At 34.0% G+C, this 26,019-nt stretch carries 24 protein-coding genes and 1 tRNA gene; 9 read left to right on the top strand and 16 right to left on the bottom strand.

The features are described from left to right. Position 1 precedes the first annotated feature (1 nt). The 5 genes from CSUIS19073_RS00855 to CSUIS19073_RS00835 all read left to right on the top strand — a co-directional run bounded on the left by CSUIS19073_RS00855 (position 2) and on the right by CSUIS19073_RS00835 (position 8,059). Entirely contained in the window at positions 2–2,092 is a 2,091-nt protein-coding gene (locus CSUIS19073_RS00855) for an RNA degradosome polyphosphate kinase (protein ID WP_086236682.1), read from the top strand. 424 nt (positions 2,093–2,516) lie between these two features. Next, the gene (gene metE / locus CSUIS19073_RS00850) at positions 2,517–4,778 is read left to right on the top strand and encodes a 5-methyltetrahydropteroyltriglutamate--homocysteine S-methyltransferase (protein ID WP_086242099.1); all 2,262 of its coding nucleotides are present in this window, start codon (positions 2,517–2,519) and stop codon (positions 4,776–4,778) included. Between the two features lie 52 nt (positions 4,779–4,830). Then, positions 4,831–5,781 (top strand): methylenetetrahydrofolate reductase, encoded by a 951-nt coding sequence (locus CSUIS19073_RS00845; protein WP_086242098.1) that lies wholly within the window; start codon positions 4,831–4,833, stop codon positions 5,779–5,781. Between the two features lie 296 nt (positions 5,782–6,077). Beyond that, entirely contained in the window at positions 6,078–6,419 is a 342-nt protein-coding gene (locus CSUIS19073_RS00840; RefSeq protein WP_086236678.1) for a DUF485 domain-containing protein, read from the top strand. Next, positions 6,416–8,059: a cation acetate symporter gene (locus tag CSUIS19073_RS00835; RefSeq protein ID WP_086236677.1), complete on the top strand. Its 1,644-nt coding sequence runs from the start codon at positions 6,416–6,418 to the stop codon at positions 8,057–8,059. Before CSUIS19073_RS00840 ends, CSUIS19073_RS00835 begins: the two co-directional genes overlap by 4 nt. Positions 8,060–8,740: 681 nt before the next feature. Here CSUIS19073_RS00835 and trmA read toward each other — a convergent pair. The 3 genes from trmA to CSUIS19073_RS00820 are packed head-to-tail and all read right to left on the bottom strand — an operon-like array spanning position 8,741 to position 12,019. Next, a complete protein-coding gene (gene trmA / locus CSUIS19073_RS00830; RefSeq protein WP_086236676.1) occupies positions 8,741–9,838 on the bottom strand; it encodes a tRNA (uridine(54)-C5)-methyltransferase TrmA in 1,098 nt (365 codons plus the stop codon). 3 nt (positions 9,839–9,841) lie between these two features. Next, a complete protein-coding gene (locus CSUIS19073_RS00825) occupies positions 9,842–10,588 on the bottom strand; it encodes an SDR family NAD(P)-dependent oxidoreductase (RefSeq protein WP_086242097.1) in 747 nt (248 codons plus the stop codon). Positions 10,589–10,597: 9 nt separating this feature from the next. After that, positions 10,598–12,019: a COG3400 family protein gene (locus tag CSUIS19073_RS00820; RefSeq protein ID WP_086236674.1), complete on the bottom strand. Its 1,422-nt coding sequence runs from the start codon at positions 12,017–12,019 to the stop codon at positions 10,598–10,600. A 142-nt stretch (positions 12,020–12,161) separates the two neighbouring features. On the opposite strand from CSUIS19073_RS00820, the gene tgt reads away from it, so the two are divergent. Beyond that, positions 12,162–13,280, top strand: coding sequence for a tRNA guanosine(34) transglycosylase Tgt (gene tgt, locus CSUIS19073_RS00815; RefSeq protein WP_086236673.1), 1,119 nt, complete (start codon positions 12,162–12,164; stop codon positions 13,278–13,280). A gap of 10 nt (positions 13,281–13,290) precedes the next feature. Here the strand turns inward: tgt and CSUIS19073_RS00810 are convergent, their stop codons facing one another. Genes CSUIS19073_RS00810 through CSUIS19073_RS00770 form a run of 9 tightly spaced genes read right to left on the bottom strand, consistent with a single transcriptional unit; the run spans position 13,291 to position 20,459 of the window. Then, positions 13,291–14,055, bottom strand: a complete 765-nt coding sequence (locus tag CSUIS19073_RS00810; RefSeq protein ID WP_180379354.1) for an RluA family pseudouridine synthase — start codon at positions 14,053–14,055, stop codon at positions 13,291–13,293. Positions 14,056–14,057: 2 nt separating this feature from the next. Next, the gene (gene waaA / locus CSUIS19073_RS00805) at positions 14,058–15,176 is read right to left on the bottom strand and encodes a lipid IV(A) 3-deoxy-D-manno-octulosonic acid transferase (RefSeq protein ID WP_086236671.1); all 1,119 of its coding nucleotides are present in this window, start codon (positions 15,174–15,176) and stop codon (positions 14,058–14,060) included. Next, positions 15,173–15,886, bottom strand: a complete 714-nt coding sequence (locus CSUIS19073_RS00800) for a zinc ribbon domain-containing protein (RefSeq protein ID WP_086236670.1) — start codon at positions 15,884–15,886, stop codon at positions 15,173–15,175. Before CSUIS19073_RS00800 ends, waaA begins: the two co-directional genes overlap by 4 nt. Positions 15,887–15,900: 14 nt before the next feature. Next, positions 15,901–16,626: a Nif3-like dinuclear metal center hexameric protein gene (locus CSUIS19073_RS00795; RefSeq protein WP_086242096.1), complete on the bottom strand. Its 726-nt coding sequence runs from the start codon at positions 16,624–16,626 to the stop codon at positions 15,901–15,903. Next, positions 16,623–17,480, bottom strand: a complete 858-nt coding sequence (gene glyQ / locus CSUIS19073_RS00790; RefSeq protein WP_086236668.1) for a glycine--tRNA ligase subunit alpha — start codon at positions 17,478–17,480, stop codon at positions 16,623–16,625. Before glyQ ends, CSUIS19073_RS00795 begins: the two co-directional genes overlap by 4 nt. Then, the gene (locus tag CSUIS19073_RS00785; protein WP_086236667.1) at positions 17,477–17,965 is read right to left on the bottom strand and encodes a DUF3972 domain-containing protein; all 489 of its coding nucleotides are present in this window, start codon (positions 17,963–17,965) and stop codon (positions 17,477–17,479) included. Before CSUIS19073_RS00785 ends, glyQ begins: the two co-directional genes overlap by 4 nt. Next, entirely contained in the window at positions 17,962–18,468 is a 507-nt protein-coding gene (purE, locus tag CSUIS19073_RS00780; RefSeq protein ID WP_086236666.1) for a 5-(carboxyamino)imidazole ribonucleotide mutase, read from the bottom strand. Before purE ends, CSUIS19073_RS00785 begins: the two co-directional genes overlap by 4 nt. Then, complete coding sequence (locus CSUIS19073_RS00775) at positions 18,469–19,737, bottom strand: peptidase U32 family protein (protein WP_086236665.1); 1,269 nt, start codon at positions 19,735–19,737, stop codon at positions 18,469–18,471. Further along, positions 19,734–20,459: a chemotaxis protein gene (locus CSUIS19073_RS00770; protein ID WP_086236664.1), complete on the bottom strand. Its 726-nt coding sequence runs from the start codon at positions 20,457–20,459 to the stop codon at positions 19,734–19,736. The genes CSUIS19073_RS00775 and CSUIS19073_RS00770 overlap by 4 nt, the downstream gene beginning before the upstream one ends. Before the next feature lie 154 nt (positions 20,460–20,613). On the opposite strand from CSUIS19073_RS00770, the gene CSUIS19073_RS00765 reads away from it, so the two are divergent. The 3 genes from CSUIS19073_RS00765 (at position 20,614) to glnA (ending at position 23,069) form a co-directional block, all read left to right on the top strand. Then, a tRNA-Arg gene (locus CSUIS19073_RS00765) sits at positions 20,614–20,690 on the top strand. 84 nt (positions 20,691–20,774) lie between these two features. Next, positions 20,775–21,554 (top strand): histidinol-phosphatase, encoded by a 780-nt coding sequence (locus CSUIS19073_RS00760; RefSeq protein ID WP_086242095.1) that lies wholly within the window; start codon positions 20,775–20,777, stop codon positions 21,552–21,554. A gap of 87 nt (positions 21,555–21,641) precedes the next feature. Further along, the gene (gene glnA, locus CSUIS19073_RS00755) at positions 21,642–23,069 is read left to right on the top strand and encodes a type I glutamate--ammonia ligase (RefSeq protein ID WP_086236662.1); all 1,428 of its coding nucleotides are present in this window, start codon (positions 21,642–21,644) and stop codon (positions 23,067–23,069) included. Between the two features lie 22 nt (positions 23,070–23,091). On the opposite strand, the gene acpS is transcribed toward glnA, so the two are convergent. From acpS to CSUIS19073_RS00735, 4 genes are read right to left on the bottom strand one after another with little or no spacing between them, the layout of a single operon-like run. Continuing rightward, positions 23,092–23,451: a holo-ACP synthase gene (gene acpS / locus CSUIS19073_RS00750; protein WP_086242094.1), complete on the bottom strand. Its 360-nt coding sequence runs from the start codon at positions 23,449–23,451 to the stop codon at positions 23,092–23,094. Then, complete coding sequence (gene fliL / locus CSUIS19073_RS00745) at positions 23,448–23,957, bottom strand: flagellar basal body-associated protein FliL (protein WP_086242093.1); 510 nt, start codon at positions 23,955–23,957, stop codon at positions 23,448–23,450. The genes acpS and fliL overlap by 4 nt, the downstream gene beginning before the upstream one ends. A 41-nt stretch (positions 23,958–23,998) precedes the next feature. Then, a complete protein-coding gene (locus tag CSUIS19073_RS00740; RefSeq protein WP_086236659.1) occupies positions 23,999–24,865 on the bottom strand; it encodes a fumarylacetoacetate hydrolase family protein in 867 nt (288 codons plus the stop codon). Then, on the bottom strand, positions 24,862–26,016 hold the full coding sequence (locus tag CSUIS19073_RS00735) for an aminotransferase class III-fold pyridoxal phosphate-dependent enzyme (protein ID WP_086236658.1): 1,155 nt from the start codon (positions 26,014–26,016) through the stop codon (positions 24,862–24,864). Before CSUIS19073_RS00735 ends, CSUIS19073_RS00740 begins: the two co-directional genes overlap by 4 nt. Positions 26,017–26,019: the final 3 nt, after the last annotated feature.

The following is a 26,019-nucleotide window of genomic DNA, read 5'->3' as shown; positions in this document are numbered from 1 at the left end:
TATGGAAAATAAAGATATGTTTATCAATCGTGAGCTATCTTGGCTTAGGTTTAACTCTAGAGTTTTAGCTCAATGCAGCAAAGATCTTCCACTATTAGAAAAGCTTAAATTTATAGCGATATATTGCACAAATTTAGATGAATTTTATATGATTAGGATAGCTGGGCTTAAGCAGCTATTTGCCGCTGGTATAGTAGTAAGCGGTAGCGATGAGATGACCCCACTAGATCAGCTAAGGGAGATTAGAAAGTATCTAAAAGATGAGCAACAACTACTAGAAGCTTACTATAAAGATACCGTTAGTAAGCTTGCTGAGCATGGATTATATATCCAAAATTATGAAGAGTTAAGCGATGAGATTAAAGTTAGGGCAGATGAGTACTTTTTCTCAAATATATTGCCTGTTATTGTGCCAATTGCGGTTGATCCAACCCACCCTTTTCCTCATCTTAATAATCTTAGCTTTGCCTTAGCGGTTAAATTATGCGATGATGCTCATCCTGAGATTGTCAAATTTGGTATGATTAGGATTAGTAGAGTATTACCTAGATTTTACTATGCTGGAAATGGCGTATATGTGCCAATTGAGAGTATAGTTCATAGACATGCAGGCGAGATATTTCCTGGCTATAGGCTACTTAGTAGCTGTGCTTTTAGGGTTACTAGAAATGCTGATATGGTAATAGAAGAAGAAGAGGCCGATGACTTTATGCTTATTTTAGAACAGGGGCTAAAACTTCGCCGAAAAGGTGCGTTTGTAAGATTACAAATAGACTCTGGTTGCGATCCTGAAATTTTGGATTTTCTAAATTTACATATGAAAATTTTCTATAAAGATATATATGAATATAGCACACCTTTGACACTTGGGGCGCTTTGGCAGATTATCTCTGATAAAGAGTTTTCCCATCTATTATTACCACCATATACGCCTAAGACTTTGCCGCCATTTGGTCAAAATGTCTCTATGTTTGATGCTATTGATAAAGAAGATGTGTTGTTATTTCATCCATATGAGAGCTTTGATCCTGTAACGCAATTTATTAAAGAAGCAGCCAAAGACCCAAAAGTTATATCTATTAGAATGACCCTTTATAGAGTGGAGAAAAACTCAGCCATAATCCAATCCCTTATAGATGCAGCCAACGATGGAAAGCAAGTTACGGTAATGGTGGAGTTAAAAGCTAGATTTGATGAAGAAAATAACCTTCACTGGGCTAAAGCATTAGAGAATGCTGGTGCTCATGTGATATATGGAATTACTGGATTTAAAGTTCATGCTAAAGTTAGTCAAGTTATACGCCAAATTGGAGATAAGCTAAATTTCTATATCCATCTAGGTACTGGAAACTATAATGGAAGTAGTGCCAAAATCTACACAGATATTAGCTATTTTACCTCTAGAGATGATGTGGCTAAGGATACTACTACATTTTTTCATATCTTATCAGGATTTAGCAAAAATCGTCGCTTAAATGAGCTATCAATGTCTCCAATGCAGATTAAAGAGCGTGTAATAGCAATGATTAAAAATGAAGCAAAAATGGGAAGTGAAGGCAGAATTATAGCCAAAATGAATGCCCTAGTAGATAGCGATGTTATCAAGGCTCTATATGAGGCTAGTAATGCTGGAGTGCAGATAAATTTAATCATAAGAGGTATATGCTGTCTTCGTCCAGGAGTGTTAGGAATGAGTGAAAATATCAAGGTCAGATCAATCATAGGTAAATACCTAGAACACGCTAGAATATTCTATTTTAAACACGCAAATCCTAAATTTTACATAAGTAGTGCTGATTGGATGCCTAGAAATTTAGAAAGAAGATTAGAGCTTATGACGCCTATTACTGATGCGGTATCACAAGGGAAATTGGGCGAAATTTTACGCTTACAAATCCAAGATAATGAGTTAGCATTTGAATTAGGTAGCGATGGAGAGTATAGCAGTGTGGTAAGAGCTCCAAATGAAAAAGCGATAAATAATCACGAATTTTTCGAAGGTTATCTAAATAAAATCTTTAAAACAATGAAAAAATCAAGCGACCAAGATAAAGTTCAAATTCTAGCTTCAAAACTCTTTAAAGAGAGTTAATAGCCTTGCTTAAACAGGGCTATTTCAGCTATTATTTATAAGATTTTTGATAGAATTTTGGCCAAATTTTAAATTTTTAAGGATACAAGGCTATGAGCTGTCCCATGTGTGCTTGCTTATCGTGCTATTTCTAAAGCTTTAAATAAAGATAAATTTATATTTTTAGTTAGGTTACAACTCTCATTTATAAGTGCTATATCATATTTGGCCTTTATAGTAGCTTTTCCTACGCATTGCAACTGCGTATTTAGACGCAAAGCTCGCATAGCGTTATTAAAATTAAAAAAATTCTATTTTAGCGATTTTAGCCAATTTTATAGATTTCATGGACTTTGGCCGCCGCTTGTGCTTTTTGAGATGCGCAACTTTGCCAATAGTAGAATTTAAATTTAATTTTTAAAATAATTATATAAGGATAAATAATATGTCAAAAAGTTTTGTAACGGGATTTCCAAGAATAGGCGAACAAAGAGAGCTTAAATTTGCCCTTGAGAGTTTTTGGGCTGGTAAAACTAGCTTTAATGAAGTTCAAAATGTAGCTAGTGAGCTAAAAAAACGCCACTGGGGCTATCAGATAGATGCAAAAGTAGATCTAATCAGTGTAAATGACTTTTCATATTATGATTTAATGCTTGATAATATCATCACTTTTGGTGCTATTCCGCCTAGATTTGCTGGGCTTAGCGGATATGATCTATACTTCTCAATGGCTAGAGGAAATGCAAATAGCGTAGCTATGGAGATGACAAAGTGGTTTAATACAAACTACCATTATATCGTGCCAGAGCTTAACCGAGATACTAAATTTAAGCTAGATAGTAGCAAGATTATTGCTGAGTATAAAGAGGCCAAAGAAGCTGGGGTTGATAAAGCTAAAATCAATCTAATTGGCCCTATTACCTTCTTAGCGCTTAGCAAAACAACAGATGGTAGTAATGCTTTTGATCACCTTAATGCTTTAAGTGAGCAATATACCAAGCTAATTAGTGAGCTTTCAAAGCTTGATAGCGAGGTTATTATCCAAATTGATGAGCCGATATTTGTAACTGATAAAGCTAGTGAATTAGCAGATAAAATAGTGCCAATTTACGATTCTTTAGCCACTGCTGCAAACAGTGTCAAAATCATATTTATGACATATTTTGAGCATGCAAATGAAGCGGTTAAAGAAGTAGTAAAAAGCAAAATTTGGGCTATAGGTTTAGATTTTGTCCATGCCTCATCTCAAGATAAGGCTCTTGAGATACTATCTAATAGCGATAAGGTGCTTTTTGCTGGTTTGATAGATGGTAGAAATGTGTGGGTTAGTAACCTTGATGCTAAGGCTCAAATCGCAAATAAAATAAAAGAATTTATCCCAGATGAGCGCCTATATATCGGGACTTCTTGCTCTTTATTACATGTGCCATATACTTTAAAATATGAAGATAATTTGGCTATAAAAGAGTGGTTGGCCTTTGGTGTTGAGAAGCTTACAGAGCTTAAAATTTTAAAAAAATTGGTAAATGGTGGCGAGTTTTGTGAAACTGGCAAATGCCTAATAGAAGCCAACAGAGCTGCCATAGCCTCTAGAAAAACTTCAGATTTAATCAATGATATAAATGTTCAAAATAGAGTTAAATCACTAACTAAATTTGATAGAGATACAGCCTATGAAGAGCGTATAAAAGCCCAAAAAGCATTATTTAACCTACCTGAACTTCCTACTACTACAATTGGTAGTTTCCCACAAACTCCAGAGCTTCGCCAAGTCCGCAACGCATATAAAAAATCTCTAATCACAAAAGAGTCCTATGAGAGTGAGATTAAAAAATATATTGATGATTGTATCAAATTCCAAGAAGAGTGCGGATTAGATGTATTAGTCCATGGTGAGCCAGAGAGAAATGATATGGTTGAGTATTTTGGCGAACAGCTAAAAGGATACGCATTTAGCGCTAATGGTTGGGTGCAAAGCTATGGTAGTCGCTGCGTTAAACCACCACTTCTATTTGGAGATGTGAGCCGTCCAACACCAATGACTGTAGAGTGGATCACGTACGCTCAAAGCAAAACTTCAAAGATTATGAAAGGTATGCTAACAGGCCCTGTAACTATCCTAAATTGGAGCTTTGTGCGTGATGATAAGCCAAGAAGTGATATAGCTAAAGAGCTTGCACTTTGTATCTATGATGAGATCGATGACTTACAAAAAGCTGGTATCAAAATCATTCAAGTTGATGAAGCGGCATTTAAAGAGGGGTATCCACTTCGTAAAGAGAATATCCCAGCATATGAGAAATTCGCTGTTGATTGCTTTAAATTAAGCGTTTGCGTAGCAGATAAAACCACGCAAATTCACACTCATATGTGTTATTCTGAATTTAACGATATTATCAAAACCATTGAAGCAATGGACGCCGATGTAATCAGTATCGAGACAGCAAGAAGTGGCAATGAGCTATTAAAAATCTTTAAATCAGTTGGCTACAAACAAGAGGTTGGTCCAGGTGTCTATGATATCCATAGTCCTAGAATTCCTACGGTCGAAGAGATAGCAACTCAAATCAACGCTCTTTTAGAGGTATTGCCTAAATCTCAGCTATGGATCAATCCAGATTGCGGATTAAAAACACGCAAATGGCAAGAGGTAAAACCTAGCTTAGAAAATATGGTAAAAGCGGTTAAAATTGTCCGTATGAGTTAATTTATTTACAGAGCTAACTTCGGTTGGCTCTATTAAATAAATTTGGAGTTATATGCTAAAAGATAAGATAAAACAAGGTAGATCGGGAATTATTTTATATGGTCTTACTCCGCCCAAAATTAGTCTAAGCGAAGATAAAGCTAAAGAGATAGCCTTAAAGCAACTTCAAAGGCTTGAAGGGATAAAGATAGATGGCCTAGTAATCTATGATTTACAAGATGAGAGTAGTCGCAACTCAGATAATAGGACATTTGAATTTGTCCGAACGATAAATCCTGAAATTTATGCTAAGGATTATTTACAAAATCGCTATGAATCTGTGATATACAAGGCTGTTGGCAACTATGATAAGAGTGAATTTAGAGATTTTTTACTATCTCATAGTAATGCTATAAGCGTATTTGTAGGGGCTAGCTCAGCTAGTGATACTCCTAGACTTGCCCTAAATGAAGCCTATAAAATGAAAAAAGAGATAGCAAATAGCCTAACTCTTGGCGGTATATGTATCCCAGAAAGACATATGAAAAAGCACAATGAAGATCTGCGTGTAGCATCCAAACGCCTTAAAGGATGTGAGTTTTTCATCACTCAAGCGGTTTATGATATCGAAACTGCGAAGAGATTTTTAGATGATTTTGCGGCATTAGGGATCAAAAATACTCCGATAATCTTCACTTTCACGCCTTGCGGCAATGAAAAGACATTAGAATTTATGCAGTGGCTAGGAGTATCTATAAGTGAATTATCTAAGCGTAGAATCTTTGATAGTAATGATCCATTGGAAAATTCAGTGAAATTAAGCCTTGATATGTTTGAATTTTTATATAAATATGGTCTTACAAAGGGAGTTAGCATAGGGGCTAATGTGGAGAGTATCTCTACTCGCAAAGTAGAAATAGAGGCTTCTATCAAACTTTTAAAAGGAATTATCTCAATTATAGAAAAGGACTCATTAGAAAATACCAAAAGCAGAGTTCAAAGTGCGTCTAAATTTGATAAATAGAGATAAATTTTAAAATATTTTTCAAATTTAGATTAATATTACGTAAAATTATCTTATATATTTAAATTTATCATATAATTTTATTAAATCCAAATCTTATATCTATTGATAATTTTTATAAATCATATATATTAATATTTATAAAAGATAAAAATATAATTAGTAATATATAATTAATTTATATATCTTTAATAAGATTAATATAATTTTAAATTAATATTCTAATAAAAATATCTTATTGATTAATCCCTATGATTGAGATAGAATTGTAGCTCAAATAAAAATAGGGAGGCAAGATGAAAAATCAAGATATTTTAAAGAGATATAATAAATTTATCTCTTTTAGAAATAGATTTTGCGTTTTGATGAGTTGCGGAATTTTTGCTATATTTTTCGCTTTTATACTAGCTATTGGTTTTTATCCCGATATTTTAGGATACAAAATAGGACCTAGCTCTATTACACTTGGGATTGTGTGTGGTGTGTCGATAATCATTATCGCCATATTATCTACTGGCGTTTATACGCTATTTGCAAATAAATATTTTGATAAAGAGCAAATGCAAATTATTGAAATAATAAAATCAAATAGTAAATTAGACAACGCTCAAAAATATGGTATAAAGGGGCTAGAATGAGAATATTTATAATATCGCTACTATTTTTTGCCTTTTGTTATGGGGCTAGTTTGGATTTAAATGGAGCAAAAAGCGAATTAAATATCATTGCTATTTTAATGTTTGGTATCTTTGTTTTGGCTACACTTGGCATTACATACTACTCCAATAAACTTTCAAAATCCGCTTCTGGATTTTACACTGCTGGGGGCAATATCACTGGATTTCAAAATGGTATGGCGACAGCTGGGGATTATATGAGTGCGGCTAGCTTTTTGGGGATTGTAGGGATTGTATTTCATAGCGGTTTTGATGGGCTTGTATATTCAATAGGATGGCTTGTAGGTTGGCCTATTGTGCTATTTTTGATAGCAGAAAAATTCAGAAATCTAGGAAAATTTACATTTTCAGATATTATTGCTTATAGACTAGATGAGAAGCCTGTAAGGGTAATCTCAGCAATTAGCGGACTTATACTTATTGTATTTTATCTTATAGCTCAAATGGTTGGTGCTGGAAGTTTGATACAAGTTCTTTTTGGGTTGCCTTATGAAGTAGCGGTAGTTATCGTAGGAATTATGATGATATTATATGTGGCTTTTGGCGGTATGCACGCTACTACTTGGGTGCAAATTATTAAGGCTGGATTATTGCTAGGTGGGGCTACTTTTATGGCTATTATGATACTTTATCGCTCTGAATTTAATCTTAGCTTATATTTTGATTTAGCCATTGCAAATCACCCTAATGGCAAAGATATTATGAGACCTGGTGGCTTACTATCTGATCCTATATCTGCTATATCTTTGGGGCTTGCTTTGATGTTTGGCACTGCTGGATTACCTCATATTTTAATGAGATTTTTTACAGTAAAAGATGCCAAAGAGGCTAGAAAATCTGTATTTTACGCTACAGGATTTATAGGGTATTTTTATATTTTAACATTTATTATAGGCTTTGGAGCTATCGCATTTTTGCTTGGTAATCCTGAATTTATAGGAGCTGATGGTAAATTTAATGGTATAGCAAATATGGAGGCAATAGAGCTTTCTAAAGTGCTAGGCGGAGATATATTTTATGGATTTATCTGTGCTGTAACCTTTGCTACTATCTTAGCTGTTGTGGCTGGGCTTACCATATCTGGAGCTGGAGCTATCAGCCATGACTTGTATGTCAATGTCTGCAAAAATGGACAATGCGATGCAAAACAAGAGATGAAAGTAACTAAAAGAGCTACAATAGCTCTAGGATTACTAGCGATTTTACTTGGTATGGCTTTTGAAGGGCAAAATGTAGCATTTATGGTTGGACTTGCATTTAGCATAGCAGCTAGTGTAAATTTTCCTATAATTTTACTTTGTATATATTGGCGTGGGCTTAGCACAAAAGGTGTATTCTATGGTGGCTTGATAGGACTATTTGGCGTAATTAGTCTAGTTACATTAAGTCCTAGTATCTGGGTAAGTGTGCTTGGATTTGAGAGTGCTATTTTCCCTTATAATTATCCTGCAATATTTAGTATGCCTATCACATTTATAGCTATCTATATCATATCTAAACTAGATAACTCACAAAGGGCTAAAGTGGATAGAACTGGATTTGAAGCTCAAGATTTCAGAGCACAAACTGGCATTGGTGCTAGTGGAGCCATATCGCATTAATAGAGTAGGGGAGTGTATAAATCCCCTATTTACCATATTTTATTTCTACTTCTTATATCTTTTATTTAAATTTATCTATTTTTTAGCTTGAATTACCGATATAAAATAAGCAATTGTAGCCTATACACAGACTAAAATTAATTATCTAGAGTTAAGCAAATTTAAATAAGCATTATGAACGATAAATTTTAAAATCAAATAAACCCATATTAATCAATACTTAAAACATCAAAATGGTAATATTTCAAAATTAAAATCAATAAACATAATAATAAATAAAAGCTAAAAGCCATAATTTATATATTTTTGTATCTGAAAACCAAAATCTTAACCCAAAATAAAAACCCAAGCTAGAATGATATAAAATAGTAAAATACGCACTATTTTATATATTTTGTATTGAAAACTATAATTTTCAAACTAAAATAAATTTAGCAATTTCCAACCTATTTTTATATATTAATATATCGATTTTACCATATTTTAATTGACTTTACCTTTTGTATGATAGTAATTTATCCATAAAATTTAAGGTGAAATATTTGACTTTTGTATGTGTATTATTTTATGTATTATTTTATGTAAAATTATACTATATAAAAAGATATAAATTTTGAATGCAAAAATTAAATTTAGCTTAATATATTTAAAAGTATGATTAAAAATAGAAAGAAAGTAATCTTAATTGAATTTTTCTAATATTACGCCACATTCTATGTGGTTAGTATGGACAAATTGATCAAAAATGGCAAATTTAACCACCTTGTGAGTTTGTGATAAAATATTTAGGTTATCTCTAAGTGTATGTGGATTACACGAAATATAGATAATATTATCAATCCCGCTCATAAATTTTAGCACACTATCCTCGCACCCAGCACGAGGTGGATCGACTAATATATGGCTAAATTTATAACTATCTAGATCTACACCACGCAATCTTTCAAACTCTCGCTCTTTAGCCATTGCGCTCATTATCTCAGCAGCACTTAAGCGAACAAATTTGATATTGCTTACGCTATTTAATTTACAATTTTCAAGAGCCATATTGATTGAGCTTTTTGAGATTTCAGTAGCTAAAACTTGATTAAATTTAAAACTAATAGGTAAAGTAAAGTTACCATGACCGCAATATAATTCTATTAAATCAGCCCCACCCATAATCCCATCTACAGCCCATGAAATCATCTTTTCATTCATATTTCTATTTGGCTGGATGAAGGCAGTATCACTCATAGTATAGTAAAATTTACGCCCATTTACCATCAATATCTCATCGATATTTACATTGCCAAATTCTAGCTTCACTCCCCTACTTCTAGCGATCAAGCCGATTTCTAATCTGCTTTGTAATCTTGCTAGATTATCATAAATTTGATCTATATCCTTATGATACAAAAGTGTTGCCACCAAGCTTTTAGCCGAACTGATAAACTCCACACCAAATAGCCGCCCCACTAAAGCCTCATCATCTTTAATAGCATTTAGCAGTCTAGGCATTAAATTTGATATTTTCAAATCCACTATTTGACAGCTATCAATTGGCAATTTTTGAGAATTAACCCCACGCATACAGTAGCTTATATCGCCATCTTCATGCCAGATACCAAACTCCGCCCTACTCCTAAATCCAACTTCATTTGATTGAAAAAATTCAAATTCCCCGCTATAAAACTTTCCAAAAAGCTCTTTTATCTTAGCGATTTTTAGCTTCTTTTGCTCATTATAGCTAATCGTTAAGGCGCAGCTACCGCATCTATGTAAATATTTACAATCCACGCCCTACTCTTTTTCAAAGAAAAATCCAGCCCAACTCTGCGTCGTAGGCATAACTTCAAGGCTATTTATATTGACATGTTTAGGTAAATTTATACAATCAAGCACGATTTTTGCTATATCATCAGCTTCAAGGTAGCTTGTCCCATCATATACTGCATCGCTTTTTTGCTCATCTCCTTTGTATCTTACTAGGCTAAATTCAGTCTTAGCAATGCCAGGAGCAATCTCTGTAACCCTTATATTATCGCCTTTTAAGTCATTTCTAAGATTAAAGCTAAATTGCTTTACAAAAGCCTTGGTAGCACCATATACATTCCCACCAGGATATGGCCACTGACCAGCTACGGAGCCAAGATTAAATATATAGCCACTTTTTCTCTTAGTCATAATAGGCAAAACAGCCTTAGTAGCGTATAAAAGCCCTTTTATATTAGTATCAATCATAGTCTCAAAATCATCTAAACTCGCCTCATTAACTCTCTCAAGCCCAAGGGCAAGCCCAGCATTATTAATCAAAATTTCAATATCTCTATACTCACTTGGTAGCTCATCAATAGCTTTAAATAGAGCATTTTTATCCCTAATATCACAAGCAATTATATGAGAATTTGGCAATTCATCTGCTAGATTCTCTAGCCTATCTTTACGGCGACCAAGCAAGATTAGCTTATAACCATCTTTAGATAAAGCCCTAGCCATCGCCTCCCCAAAACCAGAAGTAGCTCCAGTTATAAAAGCTGTATTTTTCATATCTATCCTTTAAATTTTATCATTTTGTGGTATGAAAAGTTGATAATTATCATCTAATATATAGTAAAGACGATTTATATCTTTAGAGAATATCGCTCCAAATTTATTATCCAAAATTTTATTACTAAAGCTTAAAAATTGTAAAATATCATCACTATTACGCAACTTTAAAAGCGGATTAATATCATCATTTATTATATTTACCTTTTTATTAAAGATTTTAGAAAGACTCTTAAAATGCTCTATAACCTTTTTGCTATCATTATCAATTTTAGTATCAAAATGATAAAAATCGATACTAAAATCTAGCTGCTTACAGCAGTCCATTATCACGCTAGAGTTGCTCTCGGCATCTGTTTTATCACCTAGTATTACACCTTTTTTTAATATTTTAAATCCATTTTTTCCTATTTTTAAAATAGGCACTTTAAGGGCTTCAAAACCTCTTTTATAGTGGTTAAAGACCTTGCTATTAGTGATTACTAAGCCTATATCAAGCTCATTCATCTTAGATTTATTAATCGAAATTTTAGTGCTAAAATAGTCAATATCTATAAATATTTTATTAGATTTTAGCTCTTTTATACGGCTAAAATTAGAGCATAGAGTCGGATTTATCACCTTTATAAAAAGCTTTTTATTATTTAATCTATTATGAAGTTCGATAGTATCATCTATGAGTAGATCTATCTCATTTTTACTCATAAATTTCATATCTAACTCTAAATATATATTGTTTCCAAATGGATTTGGGAATTGACCTGGCTCCTTTTTAATCGCACGAAAAACGCTTTCTAAAATTCTAGGCTCCCCTACGATTAAAAGTGTATCATTTGGCATTATTAAATCATCAGCAGTAGCGATGGTGTAGCTACCTTTTCTATATATCATAGCTATTTTCCACCGCTTTTTACGGATATTTCCTACATGTCTATAGGCGTAGCTACTACCATTTGGGACTTGAACCTCCATAATCTCGCCTACCCCCATGCCTATATTATCAGCGATAACTGGCACATCTGGTAAAAAATCCATAAATCTAGAGCTTAAAATTTTCCTAGCATCAATGATAGATATATGATTATCACCGCTAAAATATCTACCCATACCCCATAAATCCAGCACATCCATATCTAAATTTGGGTAAATTTGACGCAGATTTTCGCATACGCATTTTATGTCAAATTCATTTTGCATTATCACCATAGCTTGTTCAAATTCGCTCTTTAAATGTAGCTTTAGCTTACCAAGACTAGTTGGATCAAAGTTATAAAATATAAAATTTTCAAAATTCACATCCCAGCTAGGGATAGTCTCTTCATTATAGGTTATTACTGTATAGTTATGTAAGGCGTTATTTTTGCTATTAAATAATCTCTCAAGGAAATTTTTAGCCAAAATTCCATCAGCAATAATCAAAATATTTTTCATCAACTCTCCATAAAAAATGGTTATCTTAGCATAATTGAAATTTAAAAAAGATAAAAAGCGATTAAATTTGATTTTGTCCTTTAAATATCCTAAATTCTAAGCAAGATTTTGATAAAATTATGCTAATTAAATAAGGATTTATATGGAATTTAAAATAGACAAAATAAGCCAAAACGCAAGAGCTTGCACCATCAAAATGGCTCACGGCATAATTCAAACTCCAGTGTTTATGCCAGTTGGCACACTTGGAGCGATTAAGAGTCTTGATGCGGTAGATATGAGCGAAATTTTAGACGCTAAGATAATTTTAGCAAATACATATCATCTCTATTTACGCCCTACTAGCAAGGTTGTTAAGGGATTTGGCGGACTTCATGGATTTAGTGGATTTGATAGAAATTTTCTAACTGATAGCGGTGGATTTCAAGCTTTTTCTCTCTCTCATCGCTCTAAGGCTGATGAAAATGGGATTAAATTTAAAAGTCATATAGATGGTAGTTTGCACTATTTTACACCAAAAAGTGTGCTAGATACGCAGTATGATTTAGGCAGTGATATTATGATGATTTTAGATGATTTAGTGGCTCTTCCAGCGACAAAAGAACGCATAGAACTAAGCCTAAAACGCACGATAAAATGGGCCAAAGAGGCTCAAATGTATCACAAAGCTCAAAAAGCAAATGGAGTTGGCGCTCATCAAAATCTCTTTGGTATCATACAAGGCGGGACTGATTATAAAGCTAGAAAAGAGTGCGCTACGGCGCTATGTGATATGGATTTTGATGGATTAGCCATAGGTGGATTAAGTGTGGGTGAGTCAAATGAGCAGATGTATGATACAGTTCAAGGCGTTATGCCATATATCGACCCAAATCGCCCTAGGTATCTAATGGGCGTTGGTACCCCAGAGGATCTAGTAGAAAATGTAAGTCGTGGGGTGGATATGTTTGATTGCGTGATGCCTACAAGAAATGCTAGAAATGGGACTTTATTTACTAGTTTTGGTAAGCTCAATATCAAAGCGGCTGCTTTTATAAACGACCATGAGCCAATCGACCAAGAGTGCCAGTGCTATACTTGTAAAAGATACTCTAGGGGCTATCTAAATCATCTATATAAGGCTAGAGAGCTTACATTTTTTAGACTAGCAAGTTTGCATAATCTACACTACTATCTAAATTTAATGAAGCAAATAAGAGAGGCGATAATGGCTGATAAATTTGCTGAGTTTAGGAGTGAATTTTATGCGAAAAGAGCGTAAATAATCTGATTTAAACCATTTTTAAAATGGTTTTATCAATTTCATTAAATCCTTGATTAAAAAACTCCCTACTAGGCTCGGCGTAAAACTCATAATCAAAAATTTTAGTTCTTAAACTATGTAGATATAATCTATTAGAGCTACTTTTGGCATACTTCTCATCACCCAATACACCAAATCCACTACTAGCTAAATGCACCCTAATCTGATGAGTTCTACCTGTTTCTATATCTACTTTTAATAGCGATTTTTTGCCTTCGACTGCTATTGGGGCGATATGCGTGATGGCTGATTTACCATTTTTTAAATCAATCTTTGCGAATGCTCCAGATCTTGTTTTTATGGTAGTTAGCGGCTGATTAATTGTCAAATTTTCACACACTATCCCCTTAACAACTGCTAAATAGGTTTTTTTCACTCTATTTTGCGAAAACTCCCTAATAGCCCTTTGCTGGAAATCATCATTTTTATATAGCATTATTACTCCGCTAGTCTCCTTATCCAAGCGATTTAATAGTGGGAATTTAAACATTTCAGCAATCTTTTGGCTTGTGATAAATGGCGGTTTATTTACTGCTATGATATTTTCATCTTCAAAAATTTTCACTGGTTTGGCTAGTTTTGTTACCTTAAATTTAGCACTCTCTTTTAAAAGTCCTCTAGCAAGCATAACTCTTTGACCGCCTACGCTTACAAGCCCAGCATCTATCATCACTTTTGCTTCACTATTTGAAATTCCCTCTTGAATGGCTAAAAGTTTATAAGCTTTTTGCATATTTATCCTTTTATCTCTTTTATTATCTTATCCATATCGCATATATTTATAATTTTAGTGCTTTTTAAATTTGAGTTTATCTTCTCCCACACATTTTCATATGAGCAAAACTCAATCCCGCTTACTGCTTTATATAGGTCTTTTTGATTATGGATATACTCTCCGCTTAGAATTTTACAACCAAACTGAGCCGCCTCTATAGGATTATGCCCTCCAATGCCATATTCAAAGCTGCCACAAAGCACGACAATATCGGCAATTTGATATAAATTCACTAGCTCCCCAAGAGTATCTACAAGAATAATCTGCGATCTTAACCCCATATTATCGCTAAATTTCTCAAAGCTCATATCGCTTTTAATGCTATCTTTGATAATTTTACACACTTCAGCAAATCTCTCAGGGTGCCTTGGAGCGATAAAAAGCTGATCATTTGGGCTTAAATTTAAATTTTTAAGCAAATTTATCTCTTCATTTTGATGAGAGCTAGCTATTACTATAACTCTTTTATCTAGCTTTACATAGTTTTTAGATGGCTTTGGTAGATTAGCTGATTTTATATTGCCAACAACCTTAATATTTTTTGCCCCAAGCGTAGCTAAACGCTCTTTATCCAAATCGCTTTGAGCTAGCACCAAATCAACATATTTAAAAAGCCATCTATAGTAAAATTTAAATCTTAGATAATTTTTATAACTTTTATCGCTAATTCTAGCGTTTAAAAGCACCGTTTTTGATCCATTTGATTTAGCAACTTTAAATAAATTTAGCCACAACTCAGCTTCAAAAACTATCAAAACATCTGATCTGCTTAGCCAAAAAGGTAAAAAACACTCAAAAGGCAAAAATCTACAATCAGCGTATTTACTAGCATAGTCAAATCCAGTTTGAGTAATCACGCTAACCCTACAATCACCCAAACGCCTTACTAAAGGCTCAATAGCACGAGCTTCACCAAGACTACAAGCGTGGAAGTGGTATTTGGCTAATTTTGGTTTTGGATTTTTGATTAAAAAAAATCTTGCCCTTATACTACGGATAAACTTCTGCTTAAAACTTAAAAGCCATAAAAACGGCGAACAAATCCCAAGCAAAAGTGCCGTAAATAGAGTATATATCACTCCTGTGTAGTCTCTTTATAGAGAATTCTACCACAATGTGGGCAAGTTGTGATATCATCACTTTTGATAATATGAGCATAAGTCTTATCATTTATCTTCATAAAACAGCCATAACAAGCCTGTTTTCTCACTGGCACAACGGCTGTATTTTTAGCCCATTTACGAATTTTTTCATAAAATGTAAGAATTTTTTGATTCATATCAGCTAATAGCTTCTCTTTTTGATCATAAATTTTACTTCTTTCATCATCAATAGCTTTTATCTCATCAGCAACTTCGTTACTTATACCCTCAAGGCTATTTTGAATTTGCGTTTTTTTCATCTCAAGCTCAGATTTTAACTCATTTTTACTATCGATAATCCTCTCAAGTCTATTAATCTCTTCATTAGCTGCTTCAAGCTGATCTTTGGCTAAATCCTCTTCTAAATTTAGAGCTTTTATCTCTTTTTCACTTTTTACTGCGGAAGTTTTTTTACTAATTTCTTTGATTTTAGCGTTAAATTCATTAATGTGAGAGTTTGTATTGGCAATTTGAGCTTTTAATTCTGATATTTCATTATCAACTTTTTCTATATTTTCATCTATAGCGATTATCTCATCTTTTTTAAGTTGTAAATTTCTATTAATGCTCTCAATTCTTGGTGCGTAACTATCTATTTTTTGGTCTATTTGCGATAAACTTACAAGTTGCTGTAGATATTTATTCATTGATTTCCCTTTAGTTATCTATATTCAAATGGATTTATTGAATTTGTGATTGTAGCAAAAAGATTAAATTTTTGCAAGTAAAATGCCAACGACTTCCCAAAATATCGCTCACTTTCAAAATGATTTATATCAATTAAGCTAAGCGAATTCTCATAAGATTCAAGTGCTGTGTGATACTTAAAGTCGCCACTTAAAAAGCAATCAGCCTCAAAGCTACCAATTAATTCACTCCCACTTCCAGTGCAAATTGCGGCCGTTTTTATAAATTCAGACCCCTTTACAACCCTTAAAGTTGGTAAATTTAATTTAGATTTTATCCTAGATACAAACTCTTCAAAGCTCTGATTTACCTCAAATTTAAGTATAAAATCGCCATATTGTTCATAATCTTGATAACCCAAAATCTCGCTTAAAACAAATTTATTTAAAACAACCTTATCATAATTAGTATGCATTGAGATTAGGCTAATATCCTTTTTAATCATCATTTTGATTAAATTTGATGGATATTTGCTACTATCAACTCTTTTTAATCCTTTAAAAATAAGCGGATGATGAGTGATAAAAAGCGTATTTGGCTTAGCACTAGCCACAATAGTGCTATCTAAATCCAAGCTAAGCACAATATCATCAAATTCATCACTCATACTACCTATGATTAATCCAGAATTATCCCAACTCTCTTGCAGTTCAAATGGCGCTATACTATCTAAAATAGCGTAAATTTCAGATATTTTCACCTATTTAAACTCTCTTTATAAGCCATAGCACAACCCTTAGCCAACTCTCTAATCTTAAGGATATAATCTTGCCTTTGCGTAACGCTAATTGCTCCACGAGCATCAAGCACATTAAAAGTATGTGCCGCAAGCATACAATAATCATAAGCTGGAAGTGCCAACCCATGCTCCAAAATCGCCTTACACTCATTAGAGTATGAGTCAAACCAATCAAAGAGCTTAGCAGTATCAGCTATTTCAAAGTTATATTTGCTAAATTCAAATTCGCTCTGTTTATGGACATCGCCGTAGGTTACTACATTTGAATTATGCTCATCCCAAATAATATCATAAACACTATCTTTATCTTGAAGATACATAGCTAGGCGTTCGATTCCATATGTTACTTCTGCGCTAACTACCTCACAAGGTATTCCGCCAACTTGCTGAAAATATGTAAATTGCGTAACCTCCATACCATCTAGCCAAACTTCCCAGCCTAAGCCCCACGCACCAAGAGTTGGGCTCTCCCAGTTATCTTCTACAAATCTAATATCATGTTTTTTAAGGTCTAATCCAAGCCTTTCTAAGCTTTTTAGATATAGCTCTTGGATATTTTTTGGGCTTGGTTTCATTATTACTTGAAATTGATAGTAGCTACCAAGTCTATTTGGGTTTTGACCATATCTACCATCGGTTGGACGGCGAGATGGAGCTACATATGCCACATTCCAAGGCTTATCTCCTAAAGAGCGTAAAAATGTAGCTTGATGATATGTCCCAGCGCCAGCTGGCATATCATATGGTTGGACGACAATGCAACCTTGCTCATTCCAATACTGCTGAAGAGTTAAAATTATCTGGCTAAATGTCATAAATTTCCTTTATTGTCATTAAAATTCTCTATTGCTTTATTCCACATTAGCTTATATTTTCTCTTTAAAAACTCAACCTCTTCTTGAGCCAATTTAAGCTGATTAGTAAGCGTCTCTACGGTTTTTCTATCTTCATCATATAGTTCTTGCATGGAGTATAAAGCCTCTTTGAGAAATTTATTCTCATTTCTAAGTGCATCTAGCGTCTCATCTTTAGCGTCTAAAACTTTTTCGTGTAAATTTAAAATAGTCCCAATGGTCTTTTCTACAAAGCTCTCTCCAGGCAAGGTATAAGGCTCCCCGCTTACTACCATCTCTCCATTGCTAGTTGGCACCACGCTCATAGTGCCTTCATTTGCCTCTATATAGACTATATCATTATCTATTTTTGTATTTAATGCACCTCTTTGGATCATGCCATCTACAACTTCTCGTTTTAAATGAACTAGCTGACAAAACTCATCAATGGCTAGATATGTTTTCATTTAGCACCACCTAGAAGCACCTCGATCTTTTTAGAATCTGCCTCTAATAATTTAGCTTGTTTCTCTCTATCTTCTTTTAATTTTATTGCTAAATTTTCATCAGTTAGGGCTAAAATTTGCATTGCTAAATACGCAGCATTTTTAGCTCCAGCCTTACCAATGGCTAGAGTTGCCACTGGTATGCCAGCTGGCATTTGAACTGTGGAGTATAGCGCATCTACGCCATTTACAGCTGATCCACCCATAGGCACACCAATAACTGGCTTAATAGTATAAGCCGATACCGCTCCAGCTAAATGAGCTGCCATACCAGCTGCACATATAAATAGAGCCGCACCCCTAGCATCGGCATCTTCTACATATTGATGAGTTCTAGCTGGGCTTCTGTGAGCTGAGCTAATAATCATCTCATATTTGACATCAAATTCCTCTAAAATCTTAGCCGTTTCACTAATAATCTCATAATCGCTCTTACTACCCATTATAATGCTTATAAATTTCATCTACTCTCCTTTTATAATCTCTTTACGCAAAAAACTAAACTCAGGCAAATTAGCAGGAAGCCTAATCTCATTCTCATTTCCACTATGAATTTCATCAAATTCTTTGCCTTTTGTGCTTATTAATTTTTTGAATTTTACATAGTATTTATCATCTTTTTTATAGATACTTCCTAGCTCATTCTCTACGCTATTTATCACAGCATTAACAGGAGCAAAGATCTCGTATTCATGCTTGGTATCTATCTTAAATTTGGTTTTAAAGCTAACCCCATCAGTGCTAATAGCATGGACTTGATGAGTGCCCTCTTCTATGCTATTTATATGATTTTGCGTATCTTCTCTCTCATAAGGCTTATGAATGAGATAGCCATCGCTAAAGCCTCTATTTTTAAGCGTATTTAGCTCAGCTTCATAAATTTCTGGACGGAAATTACCCGCTATAGTATCATCAATTGCCATCTTATAGGCTTTTGTCGCACAAGCAACATAATACTCGCTTTTTGTGCGACCCTCTATTTTTAGGCTATCTATGGCTTGGGTTTTAATGACTCTCTCTATATGCTTACTTAAATTTAGATCTTTAGAGTTCATTATATGTGTGCCATGCTCGCTCTCTTCTAGGCGAAATAACGCCCCATTATCTGGGCTTTTAGCGTATAATTCATAGTTAAATCTGCAATCATTAGCACAACTTCCACGATTGCTTAATCTACCGCTTTGGACTGCTGAGACTAGACATCTACCAGAGTATGCAAAGCACATTGACCCATGGCAAAATATCTCTAATTCTAAGCTTGGTATCATCTCTTTTATTAGCACCGCATCTTTTAGGCTCATCTCACGAGCAGCGACAATCCTACTAGCACCCATATCGTGATAAATTTGAGCATCAAGATAATTCATTACATTTGCTTGTGTAGAAAGGTGTATCTCAATATTTGGAGCAATCTCTTTAGCAAGTTTCATAACTCCTGGAGTTGCGATAATAAAGGCATCTACGCCAAATTCGCTAATAGTTTTAATATGTTTTTTGAGATTATCAAGCTGAGTATTATATGGAAATCCATTTATTGTAGCGTAAAATTTTACCCCGCTTTTATGGGCTAATTTTACACCATATTCAAAGCTTTCAAGATTAAATTCCTTCGCACTTCTTTGACGCAAAGAGAAGTTACCTACACTAGCATAAACCGCATCAGCCCCATAAGCCAAAGCGATTTTAAGCTTGGTTAAATTCCCAGCTGGGCTTAAAAGTTCTGGTCTTTTCACTTTTTACTCAATGATTCAATTAAAGCTTCTATATCGGCGTTACTTACAACATCTTCGGTTGTAGTATCCCCATCTATATGAATAGCAGAGCCAACCCGCTTATCATCATCTATTTTACCTTCAAATAAGCTATTCATATATTTACTCAAAGCGCGCATTACATTAATAACTCTCTCTATTTTTTGGCGATGAATATCTTGATATTGCATCATATCCATAGTCATCATAACTTCATCTTGTCCCATTTGAAGGCTATTTATCGTATCATCTAGCTTGGTATCTAAATTTTTATTAAGCTCTAAAAGCTCTTCAAATGCCGCTACATTAGGGAATTTAGAGTGTAGATTTTCAAATATTTCTAGATTTTTTGCTATACCAGCTTTTATATCATTTGATACGCCTTCAGCATCTGCGAAAAATCCACTAATAGTCTCAAGCTTATCAAACATCTCTGTGGCTTTTTTTTCTGAATCTTTCGTGACATCATCAAGCTGATGAACTACTTTGTGATCATCTGTCGGTGGCGGTGGTGGCCAAGCCGCAGTAGAGCTTACCCTATAATTATCATGCGTTATAATATGCCCATCATCTTGAACTACGCTATCAGCGTCTTCTTTTGAATTTGCCTCATTATCAAGACCAATCTTATCTATATCATCTATACTATTACCTAAATCGCTTAAATCATCAGCCATTAACGCATCTAACTCTTCTTGCGTCATAAGAACTCCTTAAGAACATAATTGCGTGATTGTATCTAAATTTATATAAATTTTGCTTTACATTATCAAATTCATATAAATTTCAAAAAAATATTTTAAATTTTGCTAATTTTAAGAAATGATTTAGTATAATTCTAACTCTTAAATTTAAAGTGCGCTCTTAGCTCAGCTGGATAGAGCATTTGATTGCGGTTCAAAAGGTCAGAGATTCGAATTCTCTAGGGCGCACCATTTTATTATTTTATTATCCAAATTTATATTTAATCTTTCATCTTGTATAATTATAAATATTATTGATATTTTCAAGGATTATTTATGATTGTAGATTTACATAACCACACCCCACTTTGTAATCACGCTACTGGGACGCCCATTGAGTATGCTAAGGCTGCGTTTAATCAAGGGTGTAAATATTATGGATTTAGCGACCACGCACCGATGAATTTTGATCAAAAATATAGAATGAGCTTTAAGGATATGGATGATTATAAAGAGTCAATTGAGATGGTTAAAGCTGAATTTAAAGGCAAGATGGAGATTCTTTTTGGCTATGAGGTGGATTATTTACCAGGATTTATAGATGAGCGAGTGATGGGAGCTAAGGTTGATTATCTCATTGGTTCGGTGCATTTTTTAAATGGCTGGGGATTTGATAATCCTGAGTTTATCGGAGAGTATAAAAATAGAGATATTGATCAAATTTATATAGACTATTTTAATGCTATCAAAGATATGGCAAGATATGGTAAATTCGATATAGTCGGTCATATTGATTTAATCAAAGTTTTTAACTATAAGCCTAAAAAAGATATTAAAATTATCGCTAGTGATGCTCTAAAAGAGATCAAAAAAAGCGGTATGAGTATCGAGCTAAATAGCGCTGGACTTCGCAAACCAGTGGGCGAAATTTACCCTGGAGATGAAATTTTGGAGATGATGAGTCAGATGGGTATTGATATTACTCTATCTAGCGATGCTCACTGCGTAGAACATGTTGGCTTAAATATGGATAAAACTATAGAAAAAGCTAAAAAATTTGGTTATAACGAGGTTGTAATATACCAAAATCGTGAGAAAAAAATGGTAAAAATTTAAAATAGTATAGATTTCAATATAAATTTAAAATTAAAATTGCTATTTTATGCTATAATGTCAAAATTTTAATTTTTAAGGAGTTTGCCTATGGGTAGATTTGTTAATAGCGTTAGCGAATTTTTCACATATTGTGATGAAAATGAGGTTAAATTTGTTGATTTTCGCTTTACTGATCTAAAAGGAACATGGCATCACGTATCATATAATATTAAAGCAATAAATGTAGATTCTTTTAAGGGAATTCCATTTGATGGTAGTTCAATTGATGCGTGGCAGCCTATACATAAGTCGGATATGATGCTTATACCTGATGTTGAGACTGCATTTTTAGATCCATTTACTGCCGATACAACAATCATCGTAATATGCGATGTATATGATATATATAAAAATGATCTATATGAGAAATGCCCTCGCTCAATCGCTAAAAAGGCTATGCAACACCTAAAAGATAGCGGAATTGGCGATGTTGCGTATTTTGGACCTGAAAATGAGTTTTTTGTCTTTGATAATGTAAGAATTATCGATAAACAAAATTGTGCTATGTATGAAGTAGATACTGAAGAGGGCGAATGGAATGACGCTAAAGACTATAAAGATGGTTATAATAGCGGTCATCGTCCAAGAGCACAAGGCGGATACTATCCAGTTCAACCAATTGACTCAATGGTAGATCTAAGAGCTGAAATGGTAAATGTGCTAGAACAAGTAGGTCTTGAGACCTTTGTGGTGCATCACGAAGTTGCTCAAGGTCAAGGCGAAATAGGTGTGAAATTTGGAACATTAGTAGAAGCTGCCGATAATGTGCAAATTTATAAATATATAGTAAAAATGGTAGCTCATTTAAATGGCAAAACAGCCACATTTATGCCAAAACCACTATATGGCGATAATGGTAGCGGTATGCATGTCCATCAAAGCATATGGAAAGATGGTAAAAATTTATTTTATAAAGCTGGAACATACGCTAATCTAAGCGATATGGCTAGATGGTATATTGGCGGGGTATTAAAACATGCTAGAAGCGTTGCAGCATTTACCAATCCAAGCACAAATAGCTACAAAAGATTAATTCCTGGATTTGAAGCACCAAGCATTTTAACATACTCTTGCCAAAATAGAAGTGCTAGTTGTAGAATTCCATATGGATCAGGTGAAAAAAGCGTAAGAGCTGAGTTTAGATTTCCTGATAGCACCGCTTGCCCATATCTAGCATTTGCAGCAATGCTGATGGCAGGACTTGATGGTATCAAAAATAAAATTGAGCCAGTAGGGCCAATGGATGAGGATCTATTTGAGCTAACTCTTGATGAGATTAGAGAGCGTGGAATTGAGCAATTACCACATACACTAAGAGGAAGCTTAGAGGCTGTAATCCGTGATAATAAATATTTAAGCGCTATAATGACAGAGCACTTTATAGATACATATCAACACTATAAATTTGAAACTCAAGTATGGCCATATGAGCAACGCCCTACTCCATTTGAGTTTAAAACAGTATATTCTTGCTAATTTAACCCATTGGGCTTAAAGCTCAATGGGAATTTATTCTTTCAATAATAACCGCAGCAATCGCAAATCCGCCATCGTGCGTGATACTAAGCGATGAGCTTTTGATATTAAATTTACTCTCTATGTGTTTGGCAAATTTAATCTTTGGAGCACCTTTGCTATCTTTGTATATGGTAGCGTCATTAAAGCTAAATTCCGCTCCAATTCCGCAGCCAAGAGCCTTGCTAATAGCCTCTTTTGCAGCCCAAAACCCAGCTATAGTAGCATCACTCTTAGCAATTTCTATCTCGCTACTATTTAAAAATTTACGCAAAAATAGCTCACCATGCCTTATTTTAGCATTGGCGATCCTATCTATGCTTACAATATCAATGCCTATCATTGAACGATAAAATCAGTAAAAAAGACATTTTTAATATATCCATCTCTTAGAACCTCATTTATTCTAGTTACTAACTCATCTTTTAGACGCTCTTTGCCTTTGGCTGTGCTTACATCTTCATATGTTTTAGCTGATAGACTTCTTATGATAATATCCCTGATTAATGCTTGTTTTTTATCTATTTCTGAGCTTAAAGTCTCTTCGCTTAGCTCTAAATTCATTGTGGTTTTTAGGTATCTAGTGCCACTTTCGCTAAGTAAATTTACGACATATTGCTCCATCGGATAGACTGGACCGATATTAAAAAAATCATTGGAGCGTTGTTTTGGTGCTACTTGAGTTGGGGGGACATTAGCGGCTTGAGAGACTTGCTTATCATCTCCGCCACTCATTAAAAGCATAACAACAATTATCCCAATAATTAATAAAAATACAACCACGCCAATAATAGCTATTAGCACCACCGGACTTTTCTTGCTCTCTAATTTTATATCTTCATCTGCCATTTTGATTCCTTTTTTAATTTAAATTTATCTAAATAAGACTATTAGCCAACTATATTTTTCAATACCCCAATGCCTTCTATCTCGCACTCTATCACATCGCCTTTCTTAAGATATTTTGGCGGAGTAAAGCCCATACCTACTCCACTTGGCGTGCCAAGTGATATTATTGTGCCAGCTTTTAAAGTCATACCTGCACTTAAATCACTTATTATATATGCTGCATCAAATATCATATCTACGGTATTTGCATTTTGCCTTAGCTCGCCATTTACTTTTGAGCTAATTTTTAAATTTGATATATCAAGGTCAGTCTCAATCCAAGGCCCCATTAGCGTTGAGCCATCTAAGCTTTTACCATAATACCACTGCTTATATCTATTTTGAATATCTCGTGAGCTAATATCATTTAAAATTGTATAGCCAAAGACATACTCTAAAGCCTTATTAATAGGAACATTAAAAGCATCTTTACTAATAATCAATGCTAGCTCCACTTCATAATCTAGCGTTTGAGTTATCTGGCTATGGCTTGGAAATACAGCTCCATCACCCAAAATATAGTTAGCCCTTTTACCAAAATATACAGGAAATTCTCTCTTGCCATCAAATTCAATCTTTTTAAACCTATATGACTCCTTAGCATGCTCCATATAATTAATCCCAAGACAGATAATATCTTGAAGTGGGCTTAAAATCGGCGATAATATCTGGATATTATTATATGGCTCACCACCGCTTTTTAAGCTTAATTCATTTAGAATTTGATATTGAGCTTGATCTAGAGTGGTTATCAAATCATTCATATCTTTTTTATCTATTCCAACGCTACTAATATCGATAACTCCATTATTTGCACTCAATACACCAAGCTTAATTTGATTATCTTGTTTATAAGTTAAAAGCCTCATTTTTTAATCTCGCTAATTGCTAGTTTTAATCTAGCAAAACCATCTTTCATCTCTTTTTTGCTTAAATTTAGTGGTGGCAAAAATCTTAAGGTACTATCACCAGATCTTAATACCAAAACCCCACATTCTAAAGCTTTTGATACTATTTTGCTTAATAAATTGCTATCTTTAACCACTATGCCTTGCATTAATCCAAGACCAACTCTTTTAAGAAAAATATCGCTATTTTGCTCCACTAATTTATCTAAATTTTTTTCAAATTTAGCTATTTTTTTATCCAATTTTCCACTATTTTTTAATCTGCTTAATTGGCTAAGCACATATTCAGCCACGCTAGTTACCAAAAATCCGCCACCAAATGTGCTTCCATGATCTCCTGGCTTAAAGATAGATACCCTACTTGCACACGCACTAATTGGCACTCCATTGCCAAGCCCTTTAGCAAATGTGATAATATCAGGCGTTATATCATATAATTTAGATGTTACAAACTCCCCTGTGCGATATACGCCGCATTGGACTTCATCGGTGATAAGCAAAATATCTCTTTGCTTTAAAATCCTAGCTAACTCTTGGACTTTAGCCTTATCAAGCGGATTTATGCCGCCCTCACCTTGGACTAGCTCAATTATCACAGCTGCGGTATTTTGATTTAAATTTTTAATAATCTCATCTATATCATCATAAAATTTAAATCCATCTGGATAAGCCCCAAATTCATCTGGATGAAATTTATCCTGACCAGTCATCGCTAAAGTTGCGATAGTTCTGCCATGAAATGAGTTTTTAAGGCTGATAATTTCGCTTTTTCGGCCTTTAATAAAACCAAATTTTCTAGCCAATTTTATCGCACACTCATTTGCCTCAGCACCACTATTAGCAAAAAATAGCTCATATCCACCACCTAGCATATTTGAGATTTTATCGGCAAGTTTAGATTGTGGAGTGATATTGTATAAATTTGAAGTGTGAAGTAGTGTTTTAGCCTGTTTTGAGATGACTTTTTCTACACCTTTATGGCTATGACCCAAAGCACAAACCCCAATCCCACTAGCAAAATCTATATAATCTTTACCACATTTATCCCACAAAGTAGCACCTTTACCACGCACAAAACTAACACTAGCTCTACTATAGTTATTCATCAGCATAAA

It is taken from the genome of Campylobacter sp. RM19073 (genome assembly GCF_024723495.1).
GTDB lineage: Bacteria > Campylobacterota > Campylobacteria > Campylobacterales > Campylobacteraceae > Campylobacter > Campylobacter porcelli.
This window is presented reverse-complemented; position numbering and strand designations above follow the sequence as displayed.